Genomic DNA, 26,807 nt, shown 5'->3' on the forward strand with positions numbered 1-26,807 from the left:
CGTAGAGTGGTTAGACCGGCCATTTAGATCAAATGATCTTATCCGAATGCACGAAAATGCCTTCCGCTTTTATGGAGGAATGTCCATTGAAATAGTCTATGATCAGGATCGTTTACTGGCAGTCAGTGAAAATGCCGGAGACCTTATCATGACAGCAGAATTTACAAAATACCAACAGACAAGAAAGTTTAAAGTATATCTTTGTAGGAAGTCCGATCCACAGTCAAAGGGAAAAATTGAACAGGTAGTAAAGTATGTAAAAATTAATTTTGCGAAGAATCGTACTTATGATAATTTAATAGATTGGCAGAATTCCTGTATGAGATGGCTAAAGCGAACAGGGAATTATAAGGTCCATCATAATACAAAAAAAAGACCCGTTGAGGTGTACGCCCTGGAAAAGCAACACCTACAAAAGGTCTCTGGAACTTACATTTTTGAAGATATCTTCGATTCTAGTATATCAAGAGATATCCACAAAGACAATATCATTCGGTTTGAGGGCAATCGTTACAGTGTACCTCGTGGTACATATCGAAAAGGCGCACCGAATATTGCCTATATCGAAACTGATAATGAGTATTTATATATACGGCTACAGAAAAACGGACAAGTCCTGGCACAACATAAAATTGCGGAAGGAAAAGGAGAGGTGATATCGGATCCCACTCACCGGAATCGCAAGCAGACCAAACGCGATCTTCTCATCCAGCAGGTGGAGGAAATGTTAGATAATAAAGAATCTGCAAAGTGGCTCGTCGAGCTGTTATCTGAGCAATACCCTCGTCATATAGTTGATCAATTGAAAGTGGTGCAATCCGTTATCTTGAAGTACCCTGCCTTCGTTGAAGAGGCAATTAATGAAATGAGACGTCTGCGACTGACAAGTGCAAATGATTTACGAGATATCGCCATCTCTTTGGAAGTTCAAAGCCGAAGGCAAAGAAAGAACTCGGAAACTTTAAATGAAAAATATAAGGACCTAGTAGCACCTGAGCGAAAAGAGGACATCTATTTCAGTGTTCTTCAGGGAGGTGGAAATAGATGAGCCAGCCATACGAAGTACTTCAGGATAAGTGTCGCACCTTGCGATTAGCGGAAACTTCTAAAGAGCTGCCAAACCTTCTAAGAGAAGCAGAAGCAAAAGGATGGACATATTATGAGTTCATCCATGAAATTCTACGGCATGAATTGAGCTGTAGAGAGAGAAAGAACAGTGAAAAACTGATGAAGTGGGCAGAATTCCCTGAGGTTCTGACATTTGAGAATTTTCGATTGGAAGAACAGACAGCGATAGGTGAAAAACAACTAAATGTATTAAAACAACTATCTTGGATCGATGAATGCTTTACCCTAATTATGATGGGACCAACAGGTGTAGGAAAGACTCATCTGTCGACAGCCTTAGGCATCCACGCCATCGAGCACGGCTACCAGGTATCTTTTATATCCATGGATCGTCTAATCTATGTTTTAAAATCAAAAGAGTACTTAGGCAAGTCTAGGACGAAATATAAGCGAATCACTAATTCTGACCTTATCATCATTGATGACGTTATGTATATGGCATATGAATCACAGGATGCACACTTGTTCTTTCAGTTCATCTATGAAATGTACGACAAGGCAGCGTTCATCCTTACATCTAACAAGGGTCCTGGGGAATGGGGAAAGTTCCTTGGAGACCCAACGTTAACTACTGCAATCTTAGATCGCCTTCTTCATCGTAGCGAGATCTTGACCTTTAGTGAAGAGCAAGACAGTATTAGGATGAAATACAGAAAAGCATTATTTGACAATCAAAAGGTTGAATCATAAATAAGGGAGAAAACTAAAATGAGTAGTCTTAACGCAGAAGAAGCAATTAGTTTTTTTAAATCCTACGGATTTAGAGTAGATGAAGAATCGGTGAGGGAATGGATCAAGGACAACAATAAGATGGCAAATATGCCTTATAAAAGGCGCCCTATCGTTGAGAATGATCTATATAGATATAATGATTGGTGCAAGGTAAAAGGAACGGCCTATGAAGAAGGGATCGATGACAGAACGAAAGTTGCCAGACTGTTAACGGAGAATTCCCTACTTAAAAAAGAAATTGAGAAGCTAAAAGCAGAAAAACAACAATTAGAAGAATCACTAGGACTGAATGATTGGATTTAGAAGTGAAAAATCCCCTGTCTTTATGACAGGGGGATTAAAACTGAAGAAGGCAGTAACCATTATTGAATAATCAAGTGTTGAATCTTAATTGATGAAAACTGTTTAAACTTATTTATCAAAAACTGTTTAATTCTACTTGACGGTTACAGGTGTTTACATTTTCGACATTATTCGATACCATAATATAATACAGTATAATAATTAAAAGTATGGGGGTCAAGATATGATTTGGTATTTAAGTTATATAATTATCTATTTTTTATTTATGTTTAGTCTTGGTTTTTACTATTATACAAAGGTTAAAACATCAAAAGATTACTTAATTGCGAGTTGGAACATGGGTTTTTGGTCAATTGTAGGAACTATAGTTAGTACATTCTGTGGAGCAGCCGTGTTCATAGGGTGGGTAGGGATGGGTTTTACCGTAGGGCTATCAGGTTTTTTTCAATTTGCACTTCCTGCAGTAGTTTTCAGTATTTTACTTATTGCTATATTTGCAAAACCACTTAGAAGACAAAAACTATTTACTATTGCAGAGCTGTTTACTATAAGGTTTGGTGGGAAAACTGGTATTATTCCATCTTGCTTGTCTGCATTTATATATTCTGTTCCAACATTAGCACTCCAGATGGTTGGGATGACTACTGTATTTACAATTGCATTTGGTATGGAAGTAAATACAGGGCTTATTATAGCATTTATTTTGATTTTGGGTTTTACAGTCTTAGGGGGATTACCTGCTACAATTATTACTGATGCAATACAAAGTATTGTATTAGTTATTGGAATACTTAGCCTCTTTGTAGCTAGTATTTATTACGGTGGTGGTTTAAGTGATATACTTTCTAATACACCTATCGAATACATATCACCTATTGGACCTAATGGTTTAGTTTCAGTATTGCTCTTCGCACTATCTGTTGGTCCCTTCTATCTTATCTGGCAATCTACCTGGCAAAGAATTTTTGCATCAAAATCTGAGTCTGTAGCACAAAAAGCTGGTATTACAGGTTTCCTGATTGCTGGTGCTATTTCTATACTTCCATATTCAATTGGTGTTATTGCACGTAATTATGTGCCACATGATATAAATCCAGATTTGATTTTCACTTATGTTACTGTTGAGCTATTACCTCCACAAATAGGGGGAATTGTATTAGTAGGCTTATTGGCTGCGTTAATGACTGGTGCAACTTCATTTATTTTACAGGGTAGCTCAAACCTTACTGTAGATCTGTACAAGCAATTATTAAATAAGAATGCTTCTGAAAAGAAATTGATGATTGCATCTAGAATCACAGTGGGGATTATATCGTTATTAGGGTTACTAGTTGCGTTTAATTTAACGGACATTGTTAGTATGTATCAGTGGGCTCTCAGGCTTTCAGCTTCGACTTTAGTTTTCCCATTCTTAGCAATAATGTTTTGGAAAAGGGTAACTAAGATCGGTGTAATTACTAGTATGGGTGTAACACTTATAGCAACATTAATTTATCCTTATTTAAATATTGGAGTAGATCATACTATCTTTGGACTATCTATTTCATTAATTACTATTGTTTTATTTAGTTTATTTACAAAGCATTCAACTACAGAACAAGTTCGAGCAGTTTACTGGGAAGACTTAGATTCAAAAAAGAGAGTAGTGTCATAATAAATATTAAAGAGAGGACTACTTTTACCTAATGACGAATATTGATAAGCTTATTGTAAATGCCAATATATTAACTTTAGATGATAACGAATCATATGCAGGATCAGTTGCAATTGCGTCTGGTGTAATTTCTCATATTTGGGAGGAACAATATCCACCTTGCTTGAACGATCTAAAGAATAGAGATGATATAGAAATCATTGATGTAAAAGGAAAAACTATACTTCCAGGTTTTATTGATACACATAATCATTTATTAATGTATTCTCAAAACAGAGCACAGGTTAATTGCTCATCACCTCTAAATAAAAACATAAATGATTTGTTAAATACACTTGAAAGGTATATTAGCACTAAAGCTATAGGAGAGTGGGTTATCGGTTGGGGATACGATGACACCTTGTTAGATGATCAACGTCATCCAACTAAAGTTGATCTAGATAAAGTGTCACCAAACAATCCAATGCTTATCAGACATATATCTGGACATTTTGCAGTTGTTAACTCAGTAGCATTAAAATTAGCTGGAGTTGATGATAATGTAAGTGACCCTAGTGGAGGACATTTCGGAAGGGACAATAAAGGTACTTTAAATGGAGTTTTATACGAGTTTCCAGCAATGAAGCCTTTTGATGACATTCTACCTGAGTATTCTCAAGATGACTTAATTTCTTTAATTGAGCAAGGAGCAGAGGATTATTTATCAGTTGGTATTACAACGTCAACAGATGCTGGTGTAGGTCTTGTTAAAGGGGATAGTGAGTATGATGCTCATATTAAATCAGTACAGTTAGGAAAAAACCCTTTAAGAATGAGATATATGATTCTGCATAATTTACTAAGTCCTGGTTCTAGATTTGAAAATTTAAGCTTCACACAATTAAAACAAAAAATTGAACAAGATACAAATGGAAGAGCAACGTTGGATAGTGCAAAACTCTTTCAGGATGGTTCAATACAAGGTATGACTGGTGCTCTTCGTGAACCATATTTTTGTGATATGAATCATTTTGGAAATTTGATACATGATCAAAATTACCTTAACGAGGAAGTATATGAATTGCATAAAAGAGGTTTTCGAATTGCTATTCATGGTAATGGTGATAAGGCAATCGCATCTATTATAGAATCCTATTCAATGGCATTAAAGAGATTACCTAAAGCAAATCACCGACACAGAATTGAACATGTTCAAACAGCTACTAAAGAGGACTTAAAACAGATGAAAGAACTAGGGATCGAAGCATCGTTCTTTATAAATCATGTTTACTACTGGGGAGAGCGACATAAAAAAATTTTTTTAGGTGAATCTAGAGCTAAAAGAATTAATCCACTAAGAGATGCTATGGATCTAGGGTTTAAATTCACTTTACATTCAGATTGTCCTATAACACCAATTTCCCCTTTATTCTCAATTTGGGCAGCGGTTAATAGGAGAACGACTGAAGGAAGTGTACTGGGGGAAGATCAAAAGATTGATGTAATTACCGCATTGAAGTCGATGACAATATATGGTGCATGGTTGAATTTTGAAGAAGATATTGCAGGGTCAATAGAGATAGGAAAACAGGCAGATTTTATAATTGTTGATAAAGATCCTTTAAAAGTAAATGTAGATGATATAAAGGATATATCTATTTTATCGACTTTCATTAGTGGTAAAGAAGTTTACTCAAAAAAACAACAAAAATAGCCTCATCCAGTGAGGCTTTTTTTGTTGGAATTATTTAATTATCGTCTTTAATAAAAATTGGTTCAAGAGTAGTATCTTCAGTTAAATTAATTTCTATAGTAGTGGAACTATCAAAAATATTATCCCCCCACCCAATAAAGGAATAACCTTCATTTGGTTCTGCAGTTATGGTAATGGGAACACCATTAAAGTATATTCCGGACCAATCATTTGGGTTTTCAATACCAAGTGTTATCACTTAAAGATACTGTGTTCACTTTTATTTTACCATATGAATTATGATACATGACATGGAGCTTTGATGTACCGCTTAAGTTAAAGTGCTCTATAATGTGCTGTCTGACTATGCCAGGTCTATTTAAAGCAAACTCTCTCATGATATCCACATTGTCAAGCCACTCTTGGTAAGTTGTAGGCATACCCCATCTGTCAATGTGCCTTGTCATTTCAGGTTTAATCGCTTCTTTAATTGTATCGATATTATCGATTACCCTTTCGTGAGAGAAAGTAGTATTTAAATGATCTGCAAATTCATTAATAAAGTCTAAAGTAAATGAATCATTTTCCAATAATGCTCTTAATAAGAAATTAATCCTCTGATCACTATTTCTATGGTGAAACTCATCGGTTACCATTTTAAGAGTATTGTGAGAATAGGATACATAACCTAGGGAACGATCCACATCAAAAACTAACCAGCGCCACCTTCCATCAAGTTGCGGGAGAAGATTTTCTTCGTTTTGAACATTCTCGTATCTCCAAAATCGAATATTCTTATGAGGCCAATCTGTGTTAGCATTGTAAATTTGTAGTATAAAATAAGTAAGGAAGTTTTGTGTATCCATCATGGTATTTATATGGTTATAGTTTGTCTGATCTTGAAGACTGTTTTTACTAATAAAATTTAACATTTCCTCATAATGACCTAGTCCGTCTTCTAAACCTTCGTAATAACGGCCTTGTCTTTCAAGAATGGTATAATGCTCCCTATCCAATCCGTGTAATGAGTTTCTAAATAGTGTTTATCAAGTCGGTCCCTTAAATTGTGAATACCCCAGTACTCCCCATTAATAAATAAGACAGTATGTCGATAGTGTTGTGTATCTAAACCAAGTTGATGAATCAAACTTTGCATAGCACCATCACGAAACATTGTTAAGCCCCAGTCATTACCTGAGTCTCCAAGGATTAGACGGTTAAAATCATCTATTCTTTTTGTATTAAAAAACTGATAATTAAACCTGCTAACGCCGTAGTCACTTCTGGAGTATAATCTCAAGGATTTTTGACCAAATCTTCTAGTATAGTCTCCGTGAATTCTCGCTCCTGCGTTTTGTGAAAAAGTCGGTTCTCCATTCGTCTCAAAAAATTCTATATGGACAGGTCGTTCCCATTCACTTCCTGTTTGATAATAATTACCAGAGCTGTCAGGATTATTCCTTTCGGGATCATAATTAACTCCTGGAACATAGATCCCGATTTCATCATCAAAAAAATTGTCTGGATTGGTTGAGAGTGAAATAACCGGAAGAGTATACTCCTGATTTATGAAATATGTATTAGTAGAAACCCCACTGACTATTTTTTGATTACTAACTATTACAGCACGAACCACTGTAGCTTTTAATATATTTTCAACGGGGTCATTCCAGCCTCGCCAATTCTCAACAAAAGATGTAGGAATATTGGCTATTTGATTGGGAAAACATTTTTCTCATTTATTAAAATTGATTCCGTATAATGAAACGTGCTCTCAGAATTATTGGATGGATCTGGTTCAGATCCATCCAACGTGTAATAAATGGCAGTATCAGGAATTGGAGAAGTTCACTCTAACTCAAATTCTGAAAAATAAAAACCTCCAATATGCGAGAATATAGGTAAGAGGGTTGAGGATTCTAAAAAAGTACCTGGATCAATATCAGTTTCATTAATTATATCGTAGTAATCCAGTACAGGCGAGAAATCGGTTATCGGATTACCTTCCAAGTATAGACGATCTCGCAAGTTTTCAAGGTCTCTTAATGCTTCAATATCGGAAACTTGGTTGTTCCTTAGATTTAGATCACGAAGTATATAAAGACTAGACAGTGGAGATATATCCTGAATATAGTTGTCTCTAATGTTCAACTCAATCAATGATTCAAGATTGGATATTGGTTCAATATCTCTTATAAGATTTCCCCTTAGGTTAAGGTTCTTCAGTTTTGTTAATTCACTAAGATAAGAGATATCTTCAATATTATTATCTCTTAGGTCTAATGAAACTAACCCAGTCATATGTTGAATTCCTTCGAGACTTTCGACCTCCATACCCCGAATACGTAGCTCTTGAATATCTACTAATTGATCTGCCCTTATTTCCCCTCTTTCATAATTAAGCTCTGCTCGAATGGCAGCCTCCAGATTTTCATCTGCAATGATCGGCCCTGAGGCAACAAAAAAGACTAATATCCATCCAAAAATCAAAACAGGGATAAGCAAAAGTAATGAGATCTTTGTTTTCTTATATTTCATTTTTCCCCTCCAATTAAAGATTTTATGATTTGATATTTCACAGAAATAAGAATGGATTCTATGTATATTCTTTAGAAAAGCTACATTCTCGTATAACATGAAAAGTATTGCTGAATTAATAGAAAAAAATCTCCTGAACTTTAAAGTTATATAAAAGAATGTCCCAAGTCGTTTATTAACTTGGGACGTAAGTTAGTAGGGTCGGTTAAGATATATTAATTTACTTTCGTAAAAATAGGCTCTAAGACAATGTCACCATATAAATTAATACTAAGTATTTGAGAGGTATCACTTATATCATTTCCCCAACCTTCAAATTTATAGCCTTCTTTTGGTTCTGCTGTTATTGAAATTGGAACATCCTTAAAGTAAACTCCAGACCAATTACTTGGGTCTTGAATTCCAGGAGTTTCAGTACTTATATTTAACGAATTAATCTTAATGGTTCCAACAGACTCATCTGCCTTTACTGTAATGTTTACAGTACCGCTTAAATCAAAATGACTTGCGATATGTTCTCGAACATAAAGGGGACGGTTACTAGCAAAGTCTCTCATATTATTAATCCTACTATGCCAAGAATTTAATGAAGCATTTAGTCCCCATCTTTCTCTATGTTCAATAATCTCGGGCTCATATAATGATTCAAACTTATTTATGAGGCTATTTACTTTGTCTGGTGAAAACGTTGTATTCAGATGGTCGGCAAATTCATTAATAAATTTGTTTCTAAATTCATAATTCTCTAATAAGTTTCTAAAGAGTGAAGTAGACCAGTGATCTCCCCTTGTTTCAAATAAATATTCGAGTGTATCATGTTTATATGCCTCGTTTCCGTGGAAGGCGAAGCCATGATCAGTGTCATATAAAAGCCAACGCCATCTGCCATCGTAAGGAAACGGCTGTCCATCTTCATAATTTCTTTTTGTTCTCCAATACCTTATATTACTTTGTGGCCAATCTGTATTCCTGAAATATATTTGCGAAAGCATATAAGTAATATAATTATCCGTATCCATTAGATTAGTAACATAAGCATATTCTTCAGGACTAGATAAATCATTATTTTCTACATATTCCATCATTTCCAGATAATGCCCATTGTCTCCTTGTTCACCCGTATCTACTTCTGCATTACTTTCTAAAACAACAAGGTCATCCCGCTCAATTCCGTAATTGTGTCTAAAGTATCTATGGTCATATCTTTCACGGATATTGTGGATTCCCCAATATTCTCCGTTAATAAAAACAATAGAAGGCCTGTACGCTTGTGTTTCGACTGATGTGTGATTTACTATTTCTTGCATTAGGGCATCAGCAAACATGGTACGCCCCCAATCATTCCCTGATTGACGTAGTAATAAGCTACTAAAACTATCATTACTATCATCACCGAATATTGAATAGTTAATTACGTTACTCCCATAATCATTTCGCGCATATAATCTCAAAGATTTTTGTGGAAAACTTCTGGTGTAGCCACCATGTATTCGAACTCCTAGATTTTGCGAAAATGCTAGTTCTCTATTAGTTTCAAAAAACTCTAAATGTACCGGCCTTTCCCATTCTCGTCCTCTTTGTTCGTAGTTTCCGGTTTCTCCGATTTTAGCTTCACCTAACTCTTCTAGTTCAGGGTTATAATTTACCCCAGGAACATATATGCCTATTTCATCATCAAACAAGTTTTTAGAATCAGTTGAGATTGAAATAACAGGTAACGTATATTCAGCATCTACAAAATATGTTTGAGTTGTAGTATAACTGCTAAAAAAGCTGTCTTCATTAACTATTTTAGATCGAACTACGGTCGCTTTGGTAACATTACTTTCTGGTTCTCTCCACTCTCTACCTCCACTTAAGAAATTTGTAGGAATATTAGAAATGGTATTTGGTTCTTCTGTTCTATTTTTTATTGTTATAGGTCCTGTATATTTTAATGTCCTTTGACTATTATTCATAGGATCAGGTTCAGAACCGTCTAAAGTATAATAAATAACTCCCTCCTGAATAGGAGAAGTAATTTCCAATTCGAATTCAGAATCATAAAACCCCCCTGGGTGAGAAAAGCTCGGTGTGTTACTTAGAAATTCTTCGTCAAACTCAACGTCAGTATCATTTATTTCCTTTAAGTAGTTTGATATAGGTGAGTAATCTGTAATAGAATTTCCTTCTAAATATAATCTGTCCCGTAAGCTTTCAAGGTTCCTCAGCGCTTCAATATTTGTTATTTGATTGTATCGTAAATTTAGGTCGCGAAGTACAATCAGATCAGAGAGGGGAGATATATCTTGTATGGAATTATCCCTAAGGTTTAGCTCAATCAATGACTCGAGATTCGCGAGTGATTCAATATCCTTTAAACGATTTCCCCTGAGATTAAGGTTTTTCAGTTTTGTTAATTCACTAAGATATGAGATATCTTCAATATTATTATCTCTAAGGTCTAGTGAAATTAACCCAGTCATGTGTTGAATTCCTTCAAGGCTTTCAATTCCCATCCCTCGAATGCGTAACTCCTGAATATCTATTAGTTGATCTGCTCTTATTTCTCCTCTTTCATAGTTAAGCTCTACCCGAATAGCTGCTTCGAGATTTTCATCCGAAATAATTGGTCCTGAAGCTACTGAAAAAGCTAAAATCCAACCCAAAAATAAAACGGGAATCAGTAAAAATAACGAGATCTTTGTTTTTTTATGTTGCATTATTTGCCTCCGTAACAAAATACAATATGTAATTTAGAGATTTACTTTTACAAGTATTGTGGATTATAATATACTTCGTTAACAATTTACAAACTACACAATAATAATACATTCTTTGCATTAATTTAACAATCTTTACTTTGAAATTCCATATATTAACGTAAGCATTGTAAGATTGGATTGGAGGGGGAAGAATGGCAGGGGAGATATTTAGTAGATATGAACTAAAATATTTAATCTCTTTTGAGGTTTATCAGCAGTTAGCTCAGAAACTACAGGAGAGAATGACTTTTGATAAGTACGGAAGTGACGATGGAAAATATAATATTATTAGTCTTTATTTTGATTCTCCAGATAAACGAATATACTATGAAACAAGGAACAAATTAAGGTTTCGACAAAAACTTCGACTTCGAATATATAATTCTGCTACTCTGGAAGACAATGCCTTTTTTGAAGTGAAGAAGAAATATAAAAAAAGAGTTAGTAAGCGTCGCACAAGTATAGTCTTAGGGGATGCTTACAAATATATTTCCGATCAAATAGAAGAAGGTCAGAAAATACGGATTTCAAATCCACAAATTTTTAATGAGATTGATTCCTTTCGAAATTTATATAATTTGAAACCAGAAAACATTGTAAGCTATGATCGTCAAGCGTTTGTTGGTGTGGAAGACATGGATTTACGGGTAACTTTTGATTATAATCTAAAGTGCAGAAACAATGATTTGCGTATTGAGAATGGTCCAGACGGATACAATTTTGTTGATCCAAACCTCGTTGTACTTGAGGTGAAAGTGGATCATAGTGTCCCATTATGGTTATCTCGTCTTTTAAGTGAATACCGTTGTCCGAAGAAGAGTGTTTCTAAGTTTTGCACAAGTGTTGACTTATTAGACGAACAGAGGGAAGAAAAAGGGAAATTTGAACCTATTGTAGTTATATAAAGGAGAGTTTATATGGAAAGTCTTATGAATTTAATCAGGCAGTCAGATATGACAACACGAATGACAATTGTAGATGGATTTTTTGCCGTATTTCTTAGTTTTATTTTAGTATTAATTATTACCAAGCTATATAAACTAACCTACAAAGGGACAAGATACTCACAGTCCTTTGTACACACAGTTATTATCATGGGTGTGGTGGTATCCCTCATTATGATTGTTATTGGAAATAATATTGCAGTTGCTTTCGGTCTCGTTGGTGCATTTTCCATTATTCGATTCAGAAGTGCTATGAGTGATCCTAAAGATATTGCATTTATTTTCTTCGGAATGGCTGCAGGGATTGCCTGTGGACTTGGTTTCTATTTATTAGCAATTATCTTTACGATTACACTATCCATTTTAATTTATGCTTTGTATTTATTTGATTACGGAAAACGTGAAGGGGAACCTCGCACCATGAAAATTACTGTTCCGGAAAATTTACAGTATGAAGGTGCATTTGATGATATTTTTGAGAAATATCTAGTGGAACAAACTTTAACCCGTGTACAAACTACTAATCTTGGTACGATGATTCAGTTGGAATATGAAGTAGTGATGAAAGATGGCATTAAGGATAAAGATTTGATTGATGCTATTCGAGAAAGAAATTCTAACTTAAATATCTCTATTAATTATGCTAAAACAGTTACCACTTATTAATTTTTAAATTAACGTTTATTGGGTATACTTATTTTAAGAGAACGAATCATATACAACTTGAGTTCAACAATAACTCAGGTTGTTTTCTTTTTTGGTCCCTGTTTCATTGACATAAAACGGCATTTTTTATAAACTAACAAAGGTAAACATAAATTTCTTTTCAATTCTGAGGGGATTTGTTATGAGACAAAAAAGACAACAAAAAAAGACGAAGAAAAAAATGAAACCTATATACAGGGTCTTGCTATTAACAGTGATTGTCCTTTCATTTGCCGGGATTACTTATGCTGGTTTTGTGGGTGTTAAGGTCTATCAAACTATGAATAAAATACAGGATACAGACTTTGTAGAAGAAACAGAAGAAACTGATTATGAAATAGAGGACTTGGACCTGACAGCGAATAAAGTGGAAATAGAGGAACGGGTAAGGAACGGGAATACGGTGTCTGTTATGATTGCAGGAATTGACAATGTCCACGGAAGAATGTCGGGAAGATCCGATGTTCTAATGGTTGCGGTGGTGGACCTGGATACAAATGAATCATCATTAGTTTCTATTCCTAGAGATACTTACGTGGAGATATACGGCACAGGAGAGTATGACAAGATAAACCATGCCTTTGCAGATAGTGTCAATACGTCCGTAAAAACAGTGGAGAACTATTTAGATATTCCAATTGATCATTATGTAGCGATTAATTTCACAGGATTTGAACAGTTTATTGATTTTATGGGTGGGATTCAATTAGAAGTGGAACGCTCTATTTTTCATAATCTTCATCCTGATCGAGTTTATTTGTATCCTGGAGTTCAAACGGTTAATGGCAAAAACGCCCTTGAATACGTTCGTTTCCGAGCAGATAACGAAGGGGATTTTGGACGGAACCGCCGACAGCAACAGGTGATTAAGGAAGTTCTTAATCAGAGTACGAATTTACGTACTGTTACGAGAATACCAGATGTATTAGACATCCTTGGGGATAATGTGAGAACGAGTATGGACATGAATACAATGTTCAGCATGGCTAGAAACTTAAATTCCTTAACGGGAGATAATGTGGAATCATTACGCCTTGTTGGCGATGGTATGATGAAGGACGGCATATACTATGTGGAAGTGGCAAAAGAGGATCACCAGGAAGTAGTCGCTGCCCTTCATGAACGCATGCAGATTGAATATGTGACTGTTAAAGTAAACGAAGATGAGTTAGTGGAAAAAGCATTGAATGACTACTAAATAATAGAGATAATCCAATTTTGCTAGATTAGCTGATTTGGTTTATCTCTTTTTTGTTAGGCTACAATTCAATGGGATACGAATTTTTTTCAAAAAGAAAAAAGTCGGATAATCCCGACTTATTGTTAGTAATCAATGAAACTATTGATCAAGTGTTTCTGTGCCTTCCAACTCTTCTTCCACATCATAAACATCTAATACAGATGGATCTTTTAATCCAAGATGGACATGTAAGCGATCGGATATTTCCTGTACGGATTCTTCTCTTAATTTGTAGTAGTAAATGGCGTTTTCATAATGATTGTCTCCTTCTAAGCTTAAGGAATCAATATTGTCTAATTCCGTTGCGAAGGAATGCATGGATAAAATGTTATTAAAGGTAATATTAGTGTTAAGATTTCTCTCGACACTATCCATTATTGGTCCAAATCTGGTAATTGTTGATAAACTTGCTCCTTTTCGAATGATCGATTCAATAACTTCCTTTTGGCGTTCCCCACGTCCTAAATCTCCTTGAGGATCTTGTTTTCGCATTCTTACATAGGCAAGTGCTTCCTGTCCGTTTAATGTTTGTTCCCCTTCATAAATGGTAATCGTGCCATAAGTGGCATTATCTTTTTCCGTAAAGGTGAATGGAGAGTTTACAGTAATACCGCCCAATTCATCAATGATTTCCATAAACGCATCAAAATTTAACGAAACAAAGTAGTCCACCGGAATACCGAATAGGTTTTCCACCGTATCCATGGTCATGTCAATTCCCCCAAAGGCATGGGCGTGGTTGATCTTATCCACTGTGCCATGTCCCACGATTTCTACCATCGAATCCCTCGGGATGTTCAACATCTTAATGGAACCTTCCTCAGGATTAAATGTGGCTAAAATCATGGCATCGGTACGTCCGCTTAAATCGCCATCCCTCGTATCTAATCCAACAAACAGAATGGATATGGGATCTTTATTTGGGTTGACTACGGTTTCCCGTAAATCCGATCTGTCGCCCCGGTCCAGTTCGTGTTGAGCACCCGCCGTTACATTATGGAGCTTCCAAACAGAGTAAGCAAACACACTTCCAGCAATAAGGAAGAGGCCTAAAAAAGTAATGAGAGTAATTTTCATGTACTTATTCCTAGTCCTCTTTTTCGTATTTTTTTGATATTCAGTTCGTAATTGTGCCAATGTTAGACACCTCTCTCATACTTAGATTCTATGCATCTATTATATTTGACGAATTTAGGAAAAAAAAGATTCACTTTTCTAACCATTAAAGTATTTTACACCAAATGAATCTAGGAGTAAATACATTATTTATGAGGTGGATTGACCCTTCCACAGGGCGTATTCCCCATTAATCAAAAAATATGCAAGAAAGTCATATTTAACTTGTCATAAAAATGTGATAGTTTTAAGAAAAGTAGAGAAAGTGGTGGAAATAACATGAAAGATGTCAAATGGGGCACCCCAATCAGCATTGCGTGTCTAGGGATATTTCTATATGGTTTAGCAGCCTTGTTGGACACCATTTGGAAGTATTTCCTCAGCTACGGGTAATCCAACATGAGAGAGGTGAATACAGTTATATGAAAAAGGTAGTAGGAGCTATAGTAGCACTTGTCATATTACTCACCTTCCTAAGCTTTAGTCATTCTTCCTTAACCCCTGTTTTCGCTAATGCAAATGAGGTTGGTGAAATTACGGCCACTTCCTTAAACGTCCGCGAGCAGCCAAATACAAGTTCCAGAATCATTGGCAGTTTAAGCCGCGGGACTTCTGTGGAGTTACACGAGAAAACTGGCCAGTGGTATAAGATTCGTTTGAATAATCGTTGGGGTTACATCCACGGGGATTATGTGAAAGTTGTAAAATCCGCCAGTGCCAATAGTGGAAGTATTATTGGGAAAGGAGAAGTAACGGCCACGAGGTTAAATGTCAGGGATCAGGCGAGTACAAATGGAAGAATTGTGGGCAGTCTGAATAGAGGAGCAAAAATTGATTTATACGAAAAAGTGGGACAATGGTACAAAATAAAAGTTAATAATAATTGGGCGTTTGTTCATGGAGATTACTTAAAAGTAACGGGGACTAGTTCCAACAGTGGCTCCGGTTCATTATCCGGAAACGTTATTGGGAATGGTGAGATTACCGCAAGTCGTTTAAATGTGAGAGATAAGGCTAGTACTAGTGGAAAGATCATCGGCACTTTGGTGAATGGTACGAAGGTGGAGTTTTATGAAAAAACTGGTGCTTGGTACCGAATTCGCGTTAATAACTCCTGGGGTTATATTCACGGTGATTATTTGAAAGTTAGTTCTGGCTCTTCTGGAACTGGCACAGGATCTAATCCTGGTTCTAGTACATCTCAAATAATCGGTAATGGTGAAATCACAGCCAGTCGTTTGAATATTCGAGATCAGGCCAACACAAATGGGAGAATAATAGGAAGTCTCGAAAGAGGAAAAATAGTCGAACTACATGAAAAGGCAGGGCAATGGTTTAAAATTAAATCTGGAAATGGTTGGGGCTATATACATGGTGATTATGTAAAAGTCACTAATTCTGGCAATGGTTCCTCTAATTCAATTGTAGGTGTTGGACAAGTAACTGCTAACAGTTTAAATATTCGTGCTCAAACCAGTACCTCTTCCGCCATTGTTGGAAGTCTGTCCCGAAATACACAGGTGGATTTATATGAGAAAGTTGGTGACTGGTATAAAATTAAAGTGAACAGTGGCTGGGGTTATATTCATGGATCTTATGTGAACGTTACTTCAGCAGGTTCAGGCTCAAGTGGTGGATCTAGTTCGTCAGGTGGGATTAGTGGCATCGATTTAACAGGGAAAACAATCTTCCTTGATCCAGGTCACGGAGGAAGGGATCCCGGGGCTATCGTGAACGGTGTTTATGAAAGCCATATTGCTATGGATATATCAAACCAACTAAAGGGGAAATTGGAGAGTACCGGTGCAAAGGTAGTGATGAGCAGAACCAACGATACATTTGTTTCATTAAGTAACCGTGTAACCCTCGCTAATAACTCTGGTGCAGATATTTTTATTAGTATTCATATGAACTTTTTCAGTTCAACCAGTGCAAGTGGAGTGGAAATGTTCTATGATCGAACGTATCAGGGAAATAACAGTCACAAGCTGGCTAATGCTCTACAACAGCAAATGGTACAGCAAATGGGTCTTCGTGATCGGGGGATTAAAGAGCGCGGTTTAGAAGTGGTGAAGTATACGCGAATGCCTGCCGTATTGGCAGAACTTGGGTTTATGTCGAATCCAAATGATTTGTCTATGTTATTAAATCAACAGGATCAGATCACGGATGCATTGGTTCACGCCATCGATTTATACTTTAAATAATGGTAGGAATTTTTTTAGACGGTGATGTTCACTATGGTGAACTATTGCCGTTTTTTTATTGTTTAGGGAACTAAAAGTTGGAATGAATGTGGATAAGTTTATTGTCCTCAAAAGACATCCAGCTCCAGTGCTTTTCTTATTTCATATATCATTTATATAAAAGTAGTAGAAATTTTGGTATTTGTCGAAAATACAAGGAAAGGTATGATTAATTAAATACTTGTAAAAAATTAGACACTACTATAAATTAATAAGGGAAACATTTTACAAGAGGATGTGTCAGAAAATGAAAATAGCAGTTGCAGGAACAGGCTATGTTGGACTGTCCAATGCAGTATTATTAGCACAACATAATGAGGTCACTGCAGTCGATATTGTTCAAGAAAAAGTGGACATGATTAATCGGAAAGAATCACCAATTGTGGATAAAGAAATAGAAGAATTTTTAACCACGAAGGATTTAAATTTAGTGGCGACAACAGACGCGGAGAAAGCGTATCGTGATGCGGAGTTTGTCATCATTGCTACCCCAACAGATTACGATCCTGATAAAGACTATTTTAATACAAGCTCTGTAGAAAAAGTCATCGACACGGTTTTATCGATTAATAAAGATGCCATTATGGTTATTAAATCAACGATCCCTGTAGGTTACACTAAAGATGTAAAAGAAAGGTTCCAGACGGATAATATATTGTTCTCCCCGGAGTTTCTGCGGGAAGGGAAGGCTTTATATGATAATTTATATCCATCACGAATTATCGTTGGGGAACAGTCGAAACGTGCAGAGACGTTTGCTGCCCTATTAATGGAGGGAGCTATAAAAGAGGATGTCCCTGTTTTATTCATCAACTCAACGGAAGCAGAGGCAGTGAAGTTGTTTTCCAACACCTATCTCGCCTTGAGAGTTGCATACTTTAACGAGCTGGATACGTATGCGGAAACAAAAGGATTGAATACGAAACAGATTATTGAAGGTGTCGGATTGGACCCTCGGATCGGAAGTCATTATAATAACCCCTCTTTCGGTTATGGGGGGTATTGCCTGCCGAAAGATACGAAACAGTTACGGGCTAATTATAAAGATGTTCCAAATAAAATCATTGCTGCGATCGTGGAAGCGAATAGTACTCGAAAAACACATATAGCCGATAAAATTATGGAATCCAATCCAAAGGTGGTTGGGATTTACCGTTTAACGATGAAAACAGACTCAGATAATTTCAGAGCATCTGCGATCCAAGGAATTATGAGTAGGTTAAAGGCAAAGGGAGTTGAAGTGGTTATTTATGAACCGGTGTTAGAAGAGGATACTTTTGAAGGTTCTAAGGTCATAAAAGACATTAATGAATTTAAACAAATCTCTGATGTGATCGTGTCAAATCGTCTATCGGAGGAGCTAGCGGACGTGGAAGAGAAAGTGTATACAAGGGATTTATATAACAGGGATTAACTAATAAATTCATGATAGGAGATGGCAAACGGAATCTGCGGAAGAGGGTTCGAAGTTCAGTAGCCATCTTTCCTGTTTTATTAATCAAGATTTCTTTATTATAAAGTGTTCTTATAGGAGTGATAATTCATGAAGGTGCGTAAAGCGATAATTCCAGCTGCAGGACTTGGAACTCGATTCTTACCTGCGACAAAGGCACAACCGAAAGAAATGCTGCCGATCGTGGATAAACCTACGATTCAATATATTGTGGAAGAAGCGATTGAATCAGGAATTGAAGATATTATAATCATTAGTGGCCGAAGTAAGCGTGCTATTGAAGATCACTTTGATAAATCTTACGAACTAGAAGAAACATTGTTAAAGAAGGAAAAAATGGAGATGTTGGAAGAAATTCAAGCCATTTCTAACCTGGCAAACATCCATTATATCCGCCAGAAGGAGGCATTGGGGTTAGGACATGCTATTTCCTGTGCCAGTCATTTTATTGGTGATGAGCCATTTGCGGTTCTTTTGGGGGATGATATCGTTCAAGGAGACAAGCCTTGTTTAAAACAACTGATTGAAATATTTGAGAGATATAATTCTTCTGTAGTAGGTGTGCAACCTGTCCCAGATGAGGATGTATCGAAATACGGAATTGTAGCACCAAAATCAATGGAAATTGAACCTGGTGTTATTCATGTGGAAGATCTTGTGGAAAAACCGAAAACAGAAGATGCTCCATCTAATTTCGCCATCATGGGAAGATATGTTTTACGTCCAGAGATATTCCGTATTTTAAATGAACTACCTCCAGGAGCAGGGAATGAAATTCAACTGACCGATGCTATTAAAAAGCTGAATGAAGAACAAGTGGTCTTGGCTTATGAGTTTGAAGGTGACCGATATGATGTGGGGGACAAACTGGGCTTCGTGAAAGCGACACTGGACTTTGCCTTACAGCGGGAAGATTTGAAATATGATGTCATGGCTTATTTAGATCAGATTTCGGAAAAATTGAAAAGTAAGAGCTAAGTATTCAAAAACCCCTTCTCGACGGAAGGGGTTTTGTTGTGGCTTAAAGACCTTCAGCCTGGCTTGTTCTTGTTCTTATCCGTTTCTTGCTCTTCCCACTCGGAATCTAATGAATGGAGCGCAGTTGGTCTCTCTAACCCCATATGCACTTTCAAAATCGTTTTTACATCGCGGAGGGAGGTTTCTTCCAATTCATAATAATAAATTCCGTTAATATTAACCCCTTTTCCATCCAGTGTTAACGAATCAATATCGTCTAGGCTTGTAGCATAGGAATGAAACCGGACAAGATGATTAAAAGAAAGGTTTGTGTTCATATGGTCTTCCACACTTGCCATTAAAGCGCCAAACCTTGTGATCGATTGGAAACTGACAGCTTTTTTAATTAACGCTTCTAACACTTCTTTTTGTCGTTCCCCCCGGCCAATATCACCCCGTGGATCATGTTTTCTCATTCGTACATATGCCAATGCTTCTTCTCCGTTTAATGTTTGTCTCCCTTCATAGATCGTAACGGCACCACGCTGATCCCTGCTGTTGCTTTCGGAAAACGTAAAGGGAACGTCCACTTCCACTCCCCCAAGCTCATCAATTATTTCCATGAAAGAGATGAAGTTGAGAGTAACAAAATAGTCAACGGGTATATCCAGTAAATTTTCCACGGTTTCAATCGTCATATCTACCCCGCCGAACGCGTGAGCATGGTTAATTTTATCCACTTTCCCACGACCGATAATATCCACACGTGCATCCCTTGGTATATTAAGCATGTTAATGGAATTGTCATCGGGATTAAACGTAGCTAAGATCATTGCATCTGTCCGTCCCCTGAGGTCTGTATCCCTGCTGTCCACACCAAGAAAGAGGATGGAGACAGAATCCCTACCAGGATCAACCGCATCTTCCCGTAAGCTTGAACGATCACCTCGCTCCAGCTCCAGTTGTGTGTTGGAGGCTACATTCGCCACTTTATAACCCATATATACAAGTGTCCCTCCAGCAATCAGGAAGACACCAATAAGAATGTAACTTGCTATTCGTAACAATCGTTTAAAGGGAGTCTGCTTCTCCCGTCTTTTTTTGATCCGTGAGTTCGCCAAGACAAGACTCTCCTTAAAAATAAAGTGATATGTCTTTAGTATGGACTTCTTTGACGAAGGTATAAGTGAGAATGTTATCCCCTATTCATAAATAAATTTTCACAAAATATTTCGAAAAACTAATAAATTAAATTGATTTTTGTCTGAATTTTTTGTATTCTATTACTATGTTTAATTTTGGGTTATTTTGTTGATATGTATCATCAAAACCGTTATATTCGCAGAAAATAGTCGAAAAGAACCATAGAAATAATGTAAAATTCGGTTACAAAATGTTGAAATAAGAGGTAAAATAAGGATAAATGTTTAGATGAATACAAGTAAAATTTTTTTGATGAAAAATAGGTATTCAGTAATAGATCAGTAACACTTAGGGGAGGTGTTAACTTGACACCGAAAACGGTTTCTGTATTCAATATAGTGAACAAGGAAAAGATGGATTGTCCAGGTTTAATGATTGTGGACAATGAAGGAATCATCCGTTTTTTAAATGATGATGGAAAAAGAATATTAAATCACCGTACCAATATCAAGCAGGGAGATAATGTCCTCACTACGACTTTAGCACCATTTTTTTATCAGGAGCGAACAAAATCCTTACAAGGTATTGGAAATGATTCTCCCCTTACGTTAAATGTGGAAAAAATGAACTTGACAGAAGAAGATGATCATTTATGGGTAGGAACACTTAGAGATAAACTGGAGGACATGGTATTTCCAATGAACACAGATTGGGATGTTCAGACAGAGCGGCTCGTTCAGCAGTTAAGTCTCCGTTATGCCCATGAAATCCTTAACGCATTGACACCAGTCTACGGCATTCTTCAGATGCTCAAGAAGGATGAATCATCTGATAAGCGGTCTTCTTTGATTGAATTGGCCCAATCGGAAATTGAAAAGGGAAAAAATTATGTGAATGATTTTTTAAATATCAACTATCCCACTCTACCGAATCAGACATGGATTCGGGTCGGGGACTTACTGAAGTACATACAGGAAAAAATTGAGAAGCAAGCGCCGGAATTTATTCCCCATTTATCTTGGGAGATCCTCGGAAAAAAACGGGATGAAGTTTTTGTGGATGTGAATCAACTGCGAATGATGATTCAACTGTTAGTAAAAAAGTGGATTGACTTTGCAAAAGTTCCTTCAACCATTCATATTATTTTTCAAACAGACATCAGGGAACAATTTGCTGTAAGGATGAACATGTTGGACGAGGAAGGTATTCCATTTGAAATTGATGATGAATTTAATTATTATCTTCATTTGACCGACCGTCTCTTGAGACAGTGTAATGGCAAATTGACGGTTAAGGAAGGGCTGGTTCTCGAATACTCCATGGAGGATGTCATCCATCAATCGAAAGTTGCCGAGACAGGGGTTTAAGATAAGTTTAATTTATATTTAAAAAGAATACTGGAAAAACCACCTTGGTCGAGGTGACCTCAAAACGTTAGATTTTGTACGCTAACTTTGGGTTCATTGGACTAAAGGTGGTTTTTATGTTTTTTGGTAGGGGGACGGAGGACGGACGATTAGTTTGACTCAATATCTTGCGCAAATTTACTGCTGCGCCACATCAATCTCCAAATATTCCACTCCGATTTTTTCAATTTGACCTTGCCCACTCGTTAAATTGGTTATCCAGTCTTCAAATGTTTCTTCCTCACCAACATTTACATAGGTTTCCACATGAACTTTTTCTAAATAATCCATGTGGTGCAGGATGTAAGGGGAGGATCGTAATTCGTTCTCCAACTGTCCAAGAAAATGGTAGTCAATGGTAATTCTATATTTTTGTGCCAATTTCCGTTCCACTACACCTGTTGCTGTAATTCCTTCCGTTGTGGCGGAACCATAAGCCCGGATCAAACCACCGGCACCTAGCTTTATTCCCCCAAAATACCTGGTGACAACGACCACCGTATCTTTTAATTTCCGTTTCTTTAACACTTCCAACATGGGCACACCGGCTGTCCCTGATGGTTCCCCATCATCATTTGCCTTTTGAATATGATCATTTTCTCCAATCAAATAGGCAGAACAGTTATGGTTCGCCTTCCAATGCTCCTTTTTAAGTTCTTCGATAAACGATTGTGCCTCTTCTTCTGTTGTTACTCGCTTGACGTGTGCAATAAATCTTGATTTTTGTATAATAATTTCATGTTGTCCTGAACCCTTTACAGTATAATAAGATAATAGCATGTCCATTTCTCCTTTAAGAATGTTGCTGGTTCCGACCTTCCACTCGTCTTTTGGATGGATTAGATTTCAAAGCCGGAAAGTTCTGTTACATCGTTAGTTTTAGGGTACGGATGAATGCTCAAGGAGTCAAGAATGTGAAGACGTTCCAGTTTATGGGGATATAGTAAGTAATCTCGGAGGGCACTGAAAAAGTGGGCGGTATGAAAATTGTATTTTTGTAGGGAATTGGATAGGATTATTTTTAATTTGCAGGAAAACAAAGATTTGATATCGAAATATATACAGTTAAATAGTAATGGAATAACAGTACCATTTTTTTCAAGGAAGTAAGTAACAAATTTTTTCAAAAAAAAATAAAAAATAGTACTTTCCCCCCATAAAAATCGGGGAAGTGGCGAATATAAGGGTAGGCCAAAAAAGGTCTACCGTTTTACTTCAATATGATCTATGTTTTGAAAGCGGGGAGACAAATGGCTGCTAATAATACGATACAGCAAGTTCTTGAAAAAATGATAGAAACTGTTGATGACAGCAAAGAAAAGATTTTTGAAATCGGAGAAGAATCGCGAAATGAATATAGCCAATTAAAGGCGGAGTTAACTAGTATTCAAACGAGCGTCGTAGGAGTCATTGAGAAAACGGAACGGATGGAAGTCCATTCCAGGTTCGCTCGAAATCGCCTGGCGGAAGTAAGTAAGCATTTCGGTGATTATACAGATGAGGAAGTCCGAAAAGCATATGAGCAGGCAAATGATTACCAAGTACAGCTTGCAGTTATGCGTCAGGAAGAAAAACAGCTTCGGGAGCGAAGGGATAATATTGAGCGCCGTTTAATGAAGCTCAAAGATACCGTTGAACGTGCGGAAACGCTTGTGGGCCAGATTAATGTGGTGATAAATTATCTCACCGGTGATTTAAAGCAAGTTTCCGAAATGGTAGCAGATGCTGTAGAAATGCAAAAATTCGGTTTGAAAATTATTGTTGCTCAGGAAGAAGAGAGAAAGCGCCTTTCCAGAGAGATTCATGATGGACCTGCTCAAATGATGGCAAATGTCCTGCTCCGTTCTGAGATCGTGGAGCGGGTTTACCAGGAACACGGCATTCATGAGGCTTTAAAGGAAATTCAGGATCTTCGGGCAATGGTCAAGGAATCCCTCGGGGAAGTTCGCCGCATTATCTACGATTTGCGGCCGATGGCATTAGATGATTTAGGTTTAATTCCAACCCTAGCCAAATATTTACGTAATATGACGGAGCGAACGAACATGCCTATTGTCTTTAAAAATGTAGGCCGCGAAATCCGACTTCCGTCGGAATTAGAGGTTGCCATCTTCCGATTTATTCAAGAGGCCGTCCAAAACGCTTATAAACATGGAAAGCCCAGTGAAGTACAAGTGAAGGTGGAACTAAAACCAACGAAAGCCATTGCGATCATTAAGGACGATGGAATAGGGTTCGACACCGAGGTTAAAAAAGAGGGTTCATTCGGTCTTTTGGGCATGCGGGAACGTGTAAATATGCTCGATGGGGAGTTGAGTATAAATTCTAAAAAGGGATCTGGGACTTTAATTATGGTTCAAATCCCGATTACCGGGAAAAAAGTCGGATAAATTTTATCAGAAATAAGATATTTGTCGCATTTAATTGTATAATGGTCAAGTCGAAGTAAAATAAGAAGGAATTTTCCACAAACGAATAGAAGTGTATATTAAAATGTCAAAACATGGTTGTTTTATAATAAGCTTTTGGGTTGTTTTATAATAAGCAATTGGACGTGAGCTTTAATAGAACAGAAGTTCAGGGAAGTCACCCCTGGAGGAGGAGAAAAATTATGAGGGACAGAGAGAAACCGATAAGAATCGTTTTAATTGATGATCATCAATTATTCAGGGAAGGTGTAAAACGCATTTTAGCGATGGAGCCATCCTTTGATGTGGTTGCAGAGGGAAGTGATGGGGAAGTTGTTTTAGATATCGTCCGCAATCATCAACCGGATGTTGTACTCATGGATATTAATATGCCGAATGTTAATGGTGTCGAGGCAACTAAAAAGCTAGTGGAATCATTTCCAAATGTGAAAGTTCTAATCCTCTCCATTCACGATGATGAATCCTATGTTACCCATGTGTTAAAAACAGGGGCCTCGGGCTACTTGTTGAAGGAAATGGATACGGATGCCCTTATCGAAGCAGTGAAAGTTGTGGGAGAAGGGGGAGCATACATACATCCGAAGGTAACACATAATTTGATTAGTGAATACCGCCGACTGGCAAACGATGATAAACCTGAGGCTGAAATTGGATTCCGGGAAGTGGAGTACCGCAGACCACTCCATTTACTGACGCGCCGTGAGTGCGAGGTTCTTCAATTGATGACGGATGGAAAAAGCAATCGTGCCATCGGAGAAGCCCTTTTTATTAGTGAGAAAACAGTAAAAAACCATGTAAGTAATATTTTGCAAAAGATGAACATGAATGACCGTACCCAAGCAGTAGTGGATGCCATCAAAAACGGCTGGGTGAAGGTGAACTAAAAACTCTTTGATTATGGGAAGTTGGGAAGTTTATTTGACCTTGACGTGAGCGCTACATGAAGTACAAAAATAAGTTAGTTACGGATTAGTTAAGCTTAATTAGTGATTGATAAATATTTTGCATAATTAAGCTGTGAGTGCCCGGCTAGCCAAAAAAATTAGTTGCAAGATTAGCTCAGTGAGTGAATCGGTCGTTATAAAAAGTTGTTGTGGAATTAGCTAAAGTGAGTGCACTGCTAGTATATTGTTTTTGTACAGCTAGTTCGGAGAGCGAGCAGCTACAGTTTGGCCAGCTAGTTCGGAATATGAGTTGCTAGAATATGGACAATAAGCTTAATGAGTCAATGGCTCGTTATAAAAATTAGTTGTGGAATTAGCTAAGTGAGTGAATGGTTGATAAATCATTTTTCACAATTAAAGCTCAGAAGTAAATGTCATTATTATTATTTATACCGATCCAAACTTCGTAGTTTCTTTTAGCTTATATTTGCCGTTTAATGCTGCACGCAAAACAAATAGATAAATTACGGCAGGGTAGCAGGAATTTGTAAAAGGAATCAATATAGCATGATTGCGGGCCTCTGATGTTGGTTTAATACCAGTATCAGAGGTTTTTGATTTTTAGAAGGTGGACGTGAGATGTGAATGTTTGTTCTCTTGGGGGAAGGGACATTTTTAATTAAAGTGGAGGGAGTCTCTCCTAGTAATTAGACTGTATGATTGATTTGATTATTGTTAATTTGGAGAATTGGAGGAGAAAAGGTTTCTCATTTGTCCGAACGGAGGGTGAGTTCGGACAGTTGGAGGAGAGCAGGAGTTTGAATTTTCCGAACGGAGTTCGAGTTCGGATAAATGGAGGAGAGCAGGAGGATGAATTGTCCGAACGGAGAGCTAGTTCGGACAAATGGAGGAGAGCAGGAGCATGAAATGTCCGAACGGAGAGTGAGTTCGGACAAATGAAGGAGAGCTGGAGCATGAAATGTCCGAACGGAGAGCAAGTTCGGACAAATGGAGGAGAGCAGGAGCATGAAATGTCCGAACGGAGAGCTAGTTCGGACAAATGGAAGAGAGATGGAGTTTGAAATGTCCGAACGGAGAGCAAGTTCGGACAAATGGAAGAGAGATGGAGTTTGAATTGTCCGAACGGAGGGCAAGTTCGGACAAATGGAGGAGAGCAGGAGGATGAATTGTCCAAACGGAGGGCGAGTTCGGACAAATGGAGGAGAGCAGGAGTTTGAAATGTCCGAACGGAGAGCGAGTTCGGACAAATGAAGGAGAGCTGGAGGATGAAATGTCCGAACGGAGAGCTAGTTCGGACAAATGGAAGAGAGCAGGAGTTTGAAATGTCCGAACGGAGAGCAAGTTCGGACAAATGAAGGAGAGCAGGAGCTTGAAATGTCCGAACGGAGAGTGAGTTCGGACAAATGAAGGAGAGCAGGAGTTTGAAATGTCCGAACGGAGAGCGAGTTCGGACAAATGGAGGAGAGCAGGAGTTTGAATTGTCCAAACGGAG

Annotated in this window: 23 protein-coding genes; 14 read left to right on the forward strand and 9 right to left on the reverse strand. The window is 37.3% G+C overall.

The window, feature by feature from the left end; translation table 11 throughout:
* The 5 genes from KS419_RS17385 to KS419_RS17405 all read left to right on the forward strand — a co-directional run.
* The coding region (locus KS419_RS17385) for an IS21 family transposase (RefSeq protein ID WP_217067643.1) at positions 1-1,048 on the forward strand (1,048 nt) is incomplete at its 5' end.
* Positions 1,045-1,818: an IS21-like element helper ATPase IstB gene (gene istB / locus KS419_RS17390; protein ID WP_217067644.1), complete on the forward strand. Its 774-nt coding sequence runs from the start codon at positions 1,045-1,047 to the stop codon at positions 1,816-1,818. The genes KS419_RS17385 and istB, both read left to right, overlap by 4 nt.
* 18 nt (positions 1,819-1,836) lie before the next feature.
* Positions 1,837-2,163 carry a hypothetical protein gene (locus KS419_RS17395; protein ID WP_217067645.1) on the forward strand — a complete coding sequence of 109 codons (327 nt, stop codon included), beginning with the start codon at positions 1,837-1,839 and terminating at the stop codon, positions 2,161-2,163.
* Between the two features lie 223 nt (positions 2,164-2,386).
* The gene (locus tag KS419_RS17400; protein WP_217067662.1) at positions 2,387-3,817 is read left to right on the forward strand and encodes a sodium:solute symporter family protein; all 1,431 of its coding nucleotides are present in this window, start codon (positions 2,387-2,389) and stop codon (positions 3,815-3,817) included.
* A 31-nt stretch (positions 3,818-3,848) separates the two neighbouring features.
* Positions 3,849-5,510, forward strand: a complete 1,662-nt coding sequence (locus tag KS419_RS17405; RefSeq protein WP_217067663.1) for an amidohydrolase — start codon at positions 3,849-3,851, stop codon at positions 5,508-5,510.
* Between the two features lie 34 nt (positions 5,511-5,544).
* On the opposite strand, the gene KS419_RS25010 is transcribed toward KS419_RS17405, so the two are convergent.
* The 6 genes from KS419_RS25010 to KS419_RS17435 form a co-directional block, all read right to left on the reverse strand.
* A complete protein-coding gene (locus KS419_RS25010) occupies positions 5,545-5,748 on the reverse strand; it encodes an InlB B-repeat-containing protein (protein ID WP_217067664.1) in 204 nt (67 codons plus the stop codon).
* A complete protein-coding gene (locus KS419_RS17415) occupies positions 5,729-6,505 on the reverse strand; it encodes a CotH kinase family protein (RefSeq protein WP_217067665.1) in 777 nt (258 codons plus the stop codon). Before KS419_RS17415 ends, KS419_RS25010 begins: the two co-directional genes overlap by 20 nt.
* Entirely contained in the window at positions 6,448-7,125 is a 678-nt protein-coding gene (locus KS419_RS25555) for a CotH kinase family protein (RefSeq protein WP_217067666.1), read from the reverse strand. The genes KS419_RS17415 and KS419_RS25555 overlap by 58 nt, the downstream gene beginning before the upstream one ends.
* A gap of 74 nt (positions 7,126-7,199) precedes the next feature.
* Positions 7,200-7,328, reverse strand: coding sequence for a chitobiase/beta-hexosaminidase C-terminal domain-containing protein (locus tag KS419_RS25670; protein WP_380087588.1), 129 nt, complete (start codon positions 7,326-7,328; stop codon positions 7,200-7,202).
* Between the two features lie 9 nt (positions 7,329-7,337).
* The gene (locus KS419_RS17430) at positions 7,338-8,027 is read right to left on the reverse strand and encodes a leucine-rich repeat domain-containing protein (RefSeq protein ID WP_217067668.1); all 690 of its coding nucleotides are present in this window, start codon (positions 8,025-8,027) and stop codon (positions 7,338-7,340) included.
* A 215-nt stretch (positions 8,028-8,242) separates the two neighbouring features.
* Positions 8,243-10,729, reverse strand: coding sequence for a CotH kinase family protein (locus KS419_RS17435; RefSeq protein WP_217067669.1), 2,487 nt, complete (start codon positions 10,727-10,729; stop codon positions 8,243-8,245).
* A gap of 194 nt (positions 10,730-10,923) precedes the next feature.
* Here KS419_RS17435 and KS419_RS17440 point away from each other — a divergent pair, with 194 nt between their 5' ends.
* The 3 genes from KS419_RS17440 to KS419_RS17450 all read left to right on the forward strand — a co-directional run bounded on the left by KS419_RS17440 (position 10,924) and on the right by KS419_RS17450 (position 13,618).
* Entirely contained in the window at positions 10,924-11,676 is a 753-nt protein-coding gene (locus tag KS419_RS17440) for a polyphosphate polymerase domain-containing protein (RefSeq protein WP_217067670.1), read from the forward strand.
* A gap of 12 nt (positions 11,677-11,688) precedes the next feature.
* On the forward strand, positions 11,689-12,381 hold the full coding sequence (locus tag KS419_RS17445) for a DUF4956 domain-containing protein (RefSeq protein ID WP_217067671.1): 693 nt from the start codon (positions 11,689-11,691) through the stop codon (positions 12,379-12,381).
* 181 nt (positions 12,382-12,562) lie between these two features.
* Positions 12,563-13,618 carry an LCP family protein gene (locus KS419_RS17450; protein WP_217067672.1) on the forward strand — a complete coding sequence of 352 codons (1,056 nt, stop codon included), beginning with the start codon at positions 12,563-12,565 and terminating at the stop codon, positions 13,616-13,618.
* A gap of 141 nt (positions 13,619-13,759) precedes the next feature.
* Here the strand turns inward: KS419_RS17450 and KS419_RS17455 are convergent, their stop codons facing one another.
* The gene (locus KS419_RS17455; RefSeq protein ID WP_217067673.1) at positions 13,760-14,797 is read right to left on the reverse strand and encodes an LCP family glycopolymer transferase; all 1,038 of its coding nucleotides are present in this window, start codon (positions 14,795-14,797) and stop codon (positions 13,760-13,762) included.
* A gap of 401 nt (positions 14,798-15,198) precedes the next feature.
* On the opposite strand from KS419_RS17455, the gene KS419_RS17460 reads away from it, so the two are divergent.
* The 3 genes from KS419_RS17460 to galU all read left to right on the forward strand — a co-directional run bounded on the left by KS419_RS17460 (position 15,199) and on the right by galU (position 19,453).
* A complete protein-coding gene (locus KS419_RS17460) occupies positions 15,199-16,983 on the forward strand; it encodes an N-acetylmuramoyl-L-alanine amidase family protein (RefSeq protein ID WP_217067674.1) in 1,785 nt (594 codons plus the stop codon).
* A gap of 286 nt (positions 16,984-17,269) precedes the next feature.
* Positions 17,270-18,436 carry a nucleotide sugar dehydrogenase gene (locus KS419_RS17465; RefSeq protein ID WP_217067675.1) on the forward strand — a complete coding sequence of 389 codons (1,167 nt, stop codon included), beginning with the start codon at positions 17,270-17,272 and terminating at the stop codon, positions 18,434-18,436.
* Positions 18,437-18,565: 129 nt separating this feature from the next.
* Positions 18,566-19,453, forward strand: a complete 888-nt coding sequence (gene galU, locus KS419_RS17470; RefSeq protein ID WP_217067676.1) for a UTP--glucose-1-phosphate uridylyltransferase GalU — start codon at positions 18,566-18,568, stop codon at positions 19,451-19,453.
* Between the two features lie 53 nt (positions 19,454-19,506).
* Here galU and KS419_RS17475 read toward each other — a convergent pair whose 3' ends face one another.
* Positions 19,507-20,553, reverse strand: a complete 1,047-nt coding sequence (locus KS419_RS17475; RefSeq protein WP_217067677.1) for an LCP family glycopolymer transferase — start codon at positions 20,551-20,553, stop codon at positions 19,507-19,509.
* A 387-nt stretch (positions 20,554-20,940) separates the two neighbouring features.
* Here KS419_RS17475 and KS419_RS17480 point away from each other — a divergent pair, with 387 nt between their 5' ends.
* Complete coding sequence (locus tag KS419_RS17480) at positions 20,941-21,942, forward strand: hypothetical protein (protein ID WP_217067678.1); 1,002 nt, start codon at positions 20,941-20,943, stop codon at positions 21,940-21,942.
* 177 nt (positions 21,943-22,119) lie between these two features.
* On the opposite strand, the gene KS419_RS17485 is transcribed toward KS419_RS17480, so the two are convergent.
* Complete coding sequence (locus KS419_RS17485) at positions 22,120-22,761, reverse strand: YigZ family protein (protein WP_217067679.1); 642 nt, start codon at positions 22,759-22,761, stop codon at positions 22,120-22,122.
* Between the two features lie 470 nt (positions 22,762-23,231).
* On the opposite strand from KS419_RS17485, the gene KS419_RS17490 reads away from it, so the two are divergent.
* Together KS419_RS17490 and KS419_RS17495 are read left to right on the forward strand one after the other, a co-directional pair.
* Entirely contained in the window at positions 23,232-24,371 is a 1,140-nt protein-coding gene (locus tag KS419_RS17490) for a sensor histidine kinase (RefSeq protein ID WP_217067680.1), read from the forward strand.
* Positions 24,372-24,592: 221 nt separating this feature from the next.
* Positions 24,593-25,294 carry a response regulator gene (locus tag KS419_RS17495; protein ID WP_217067681.1) on the forward strand — a complete coding sequence of 234 codons (702 nt, stop codon included), beginning with the start codon at positions 24,593-24,595 and terminating at the stop codon, positions 25,292-25,294.
* Positions 25,295-26,807 lie beyond the last annotated feature (1,513 nt).

Origin of the sequence: Evansella tamaricis, from assembly GCF_019042215.1 — a bacterium.
GTDB lineage: Bacteria > Bacillota > Bacilli > Bacillales > Salisediminibacteriaceae > Evansella > Evansella tamaricis.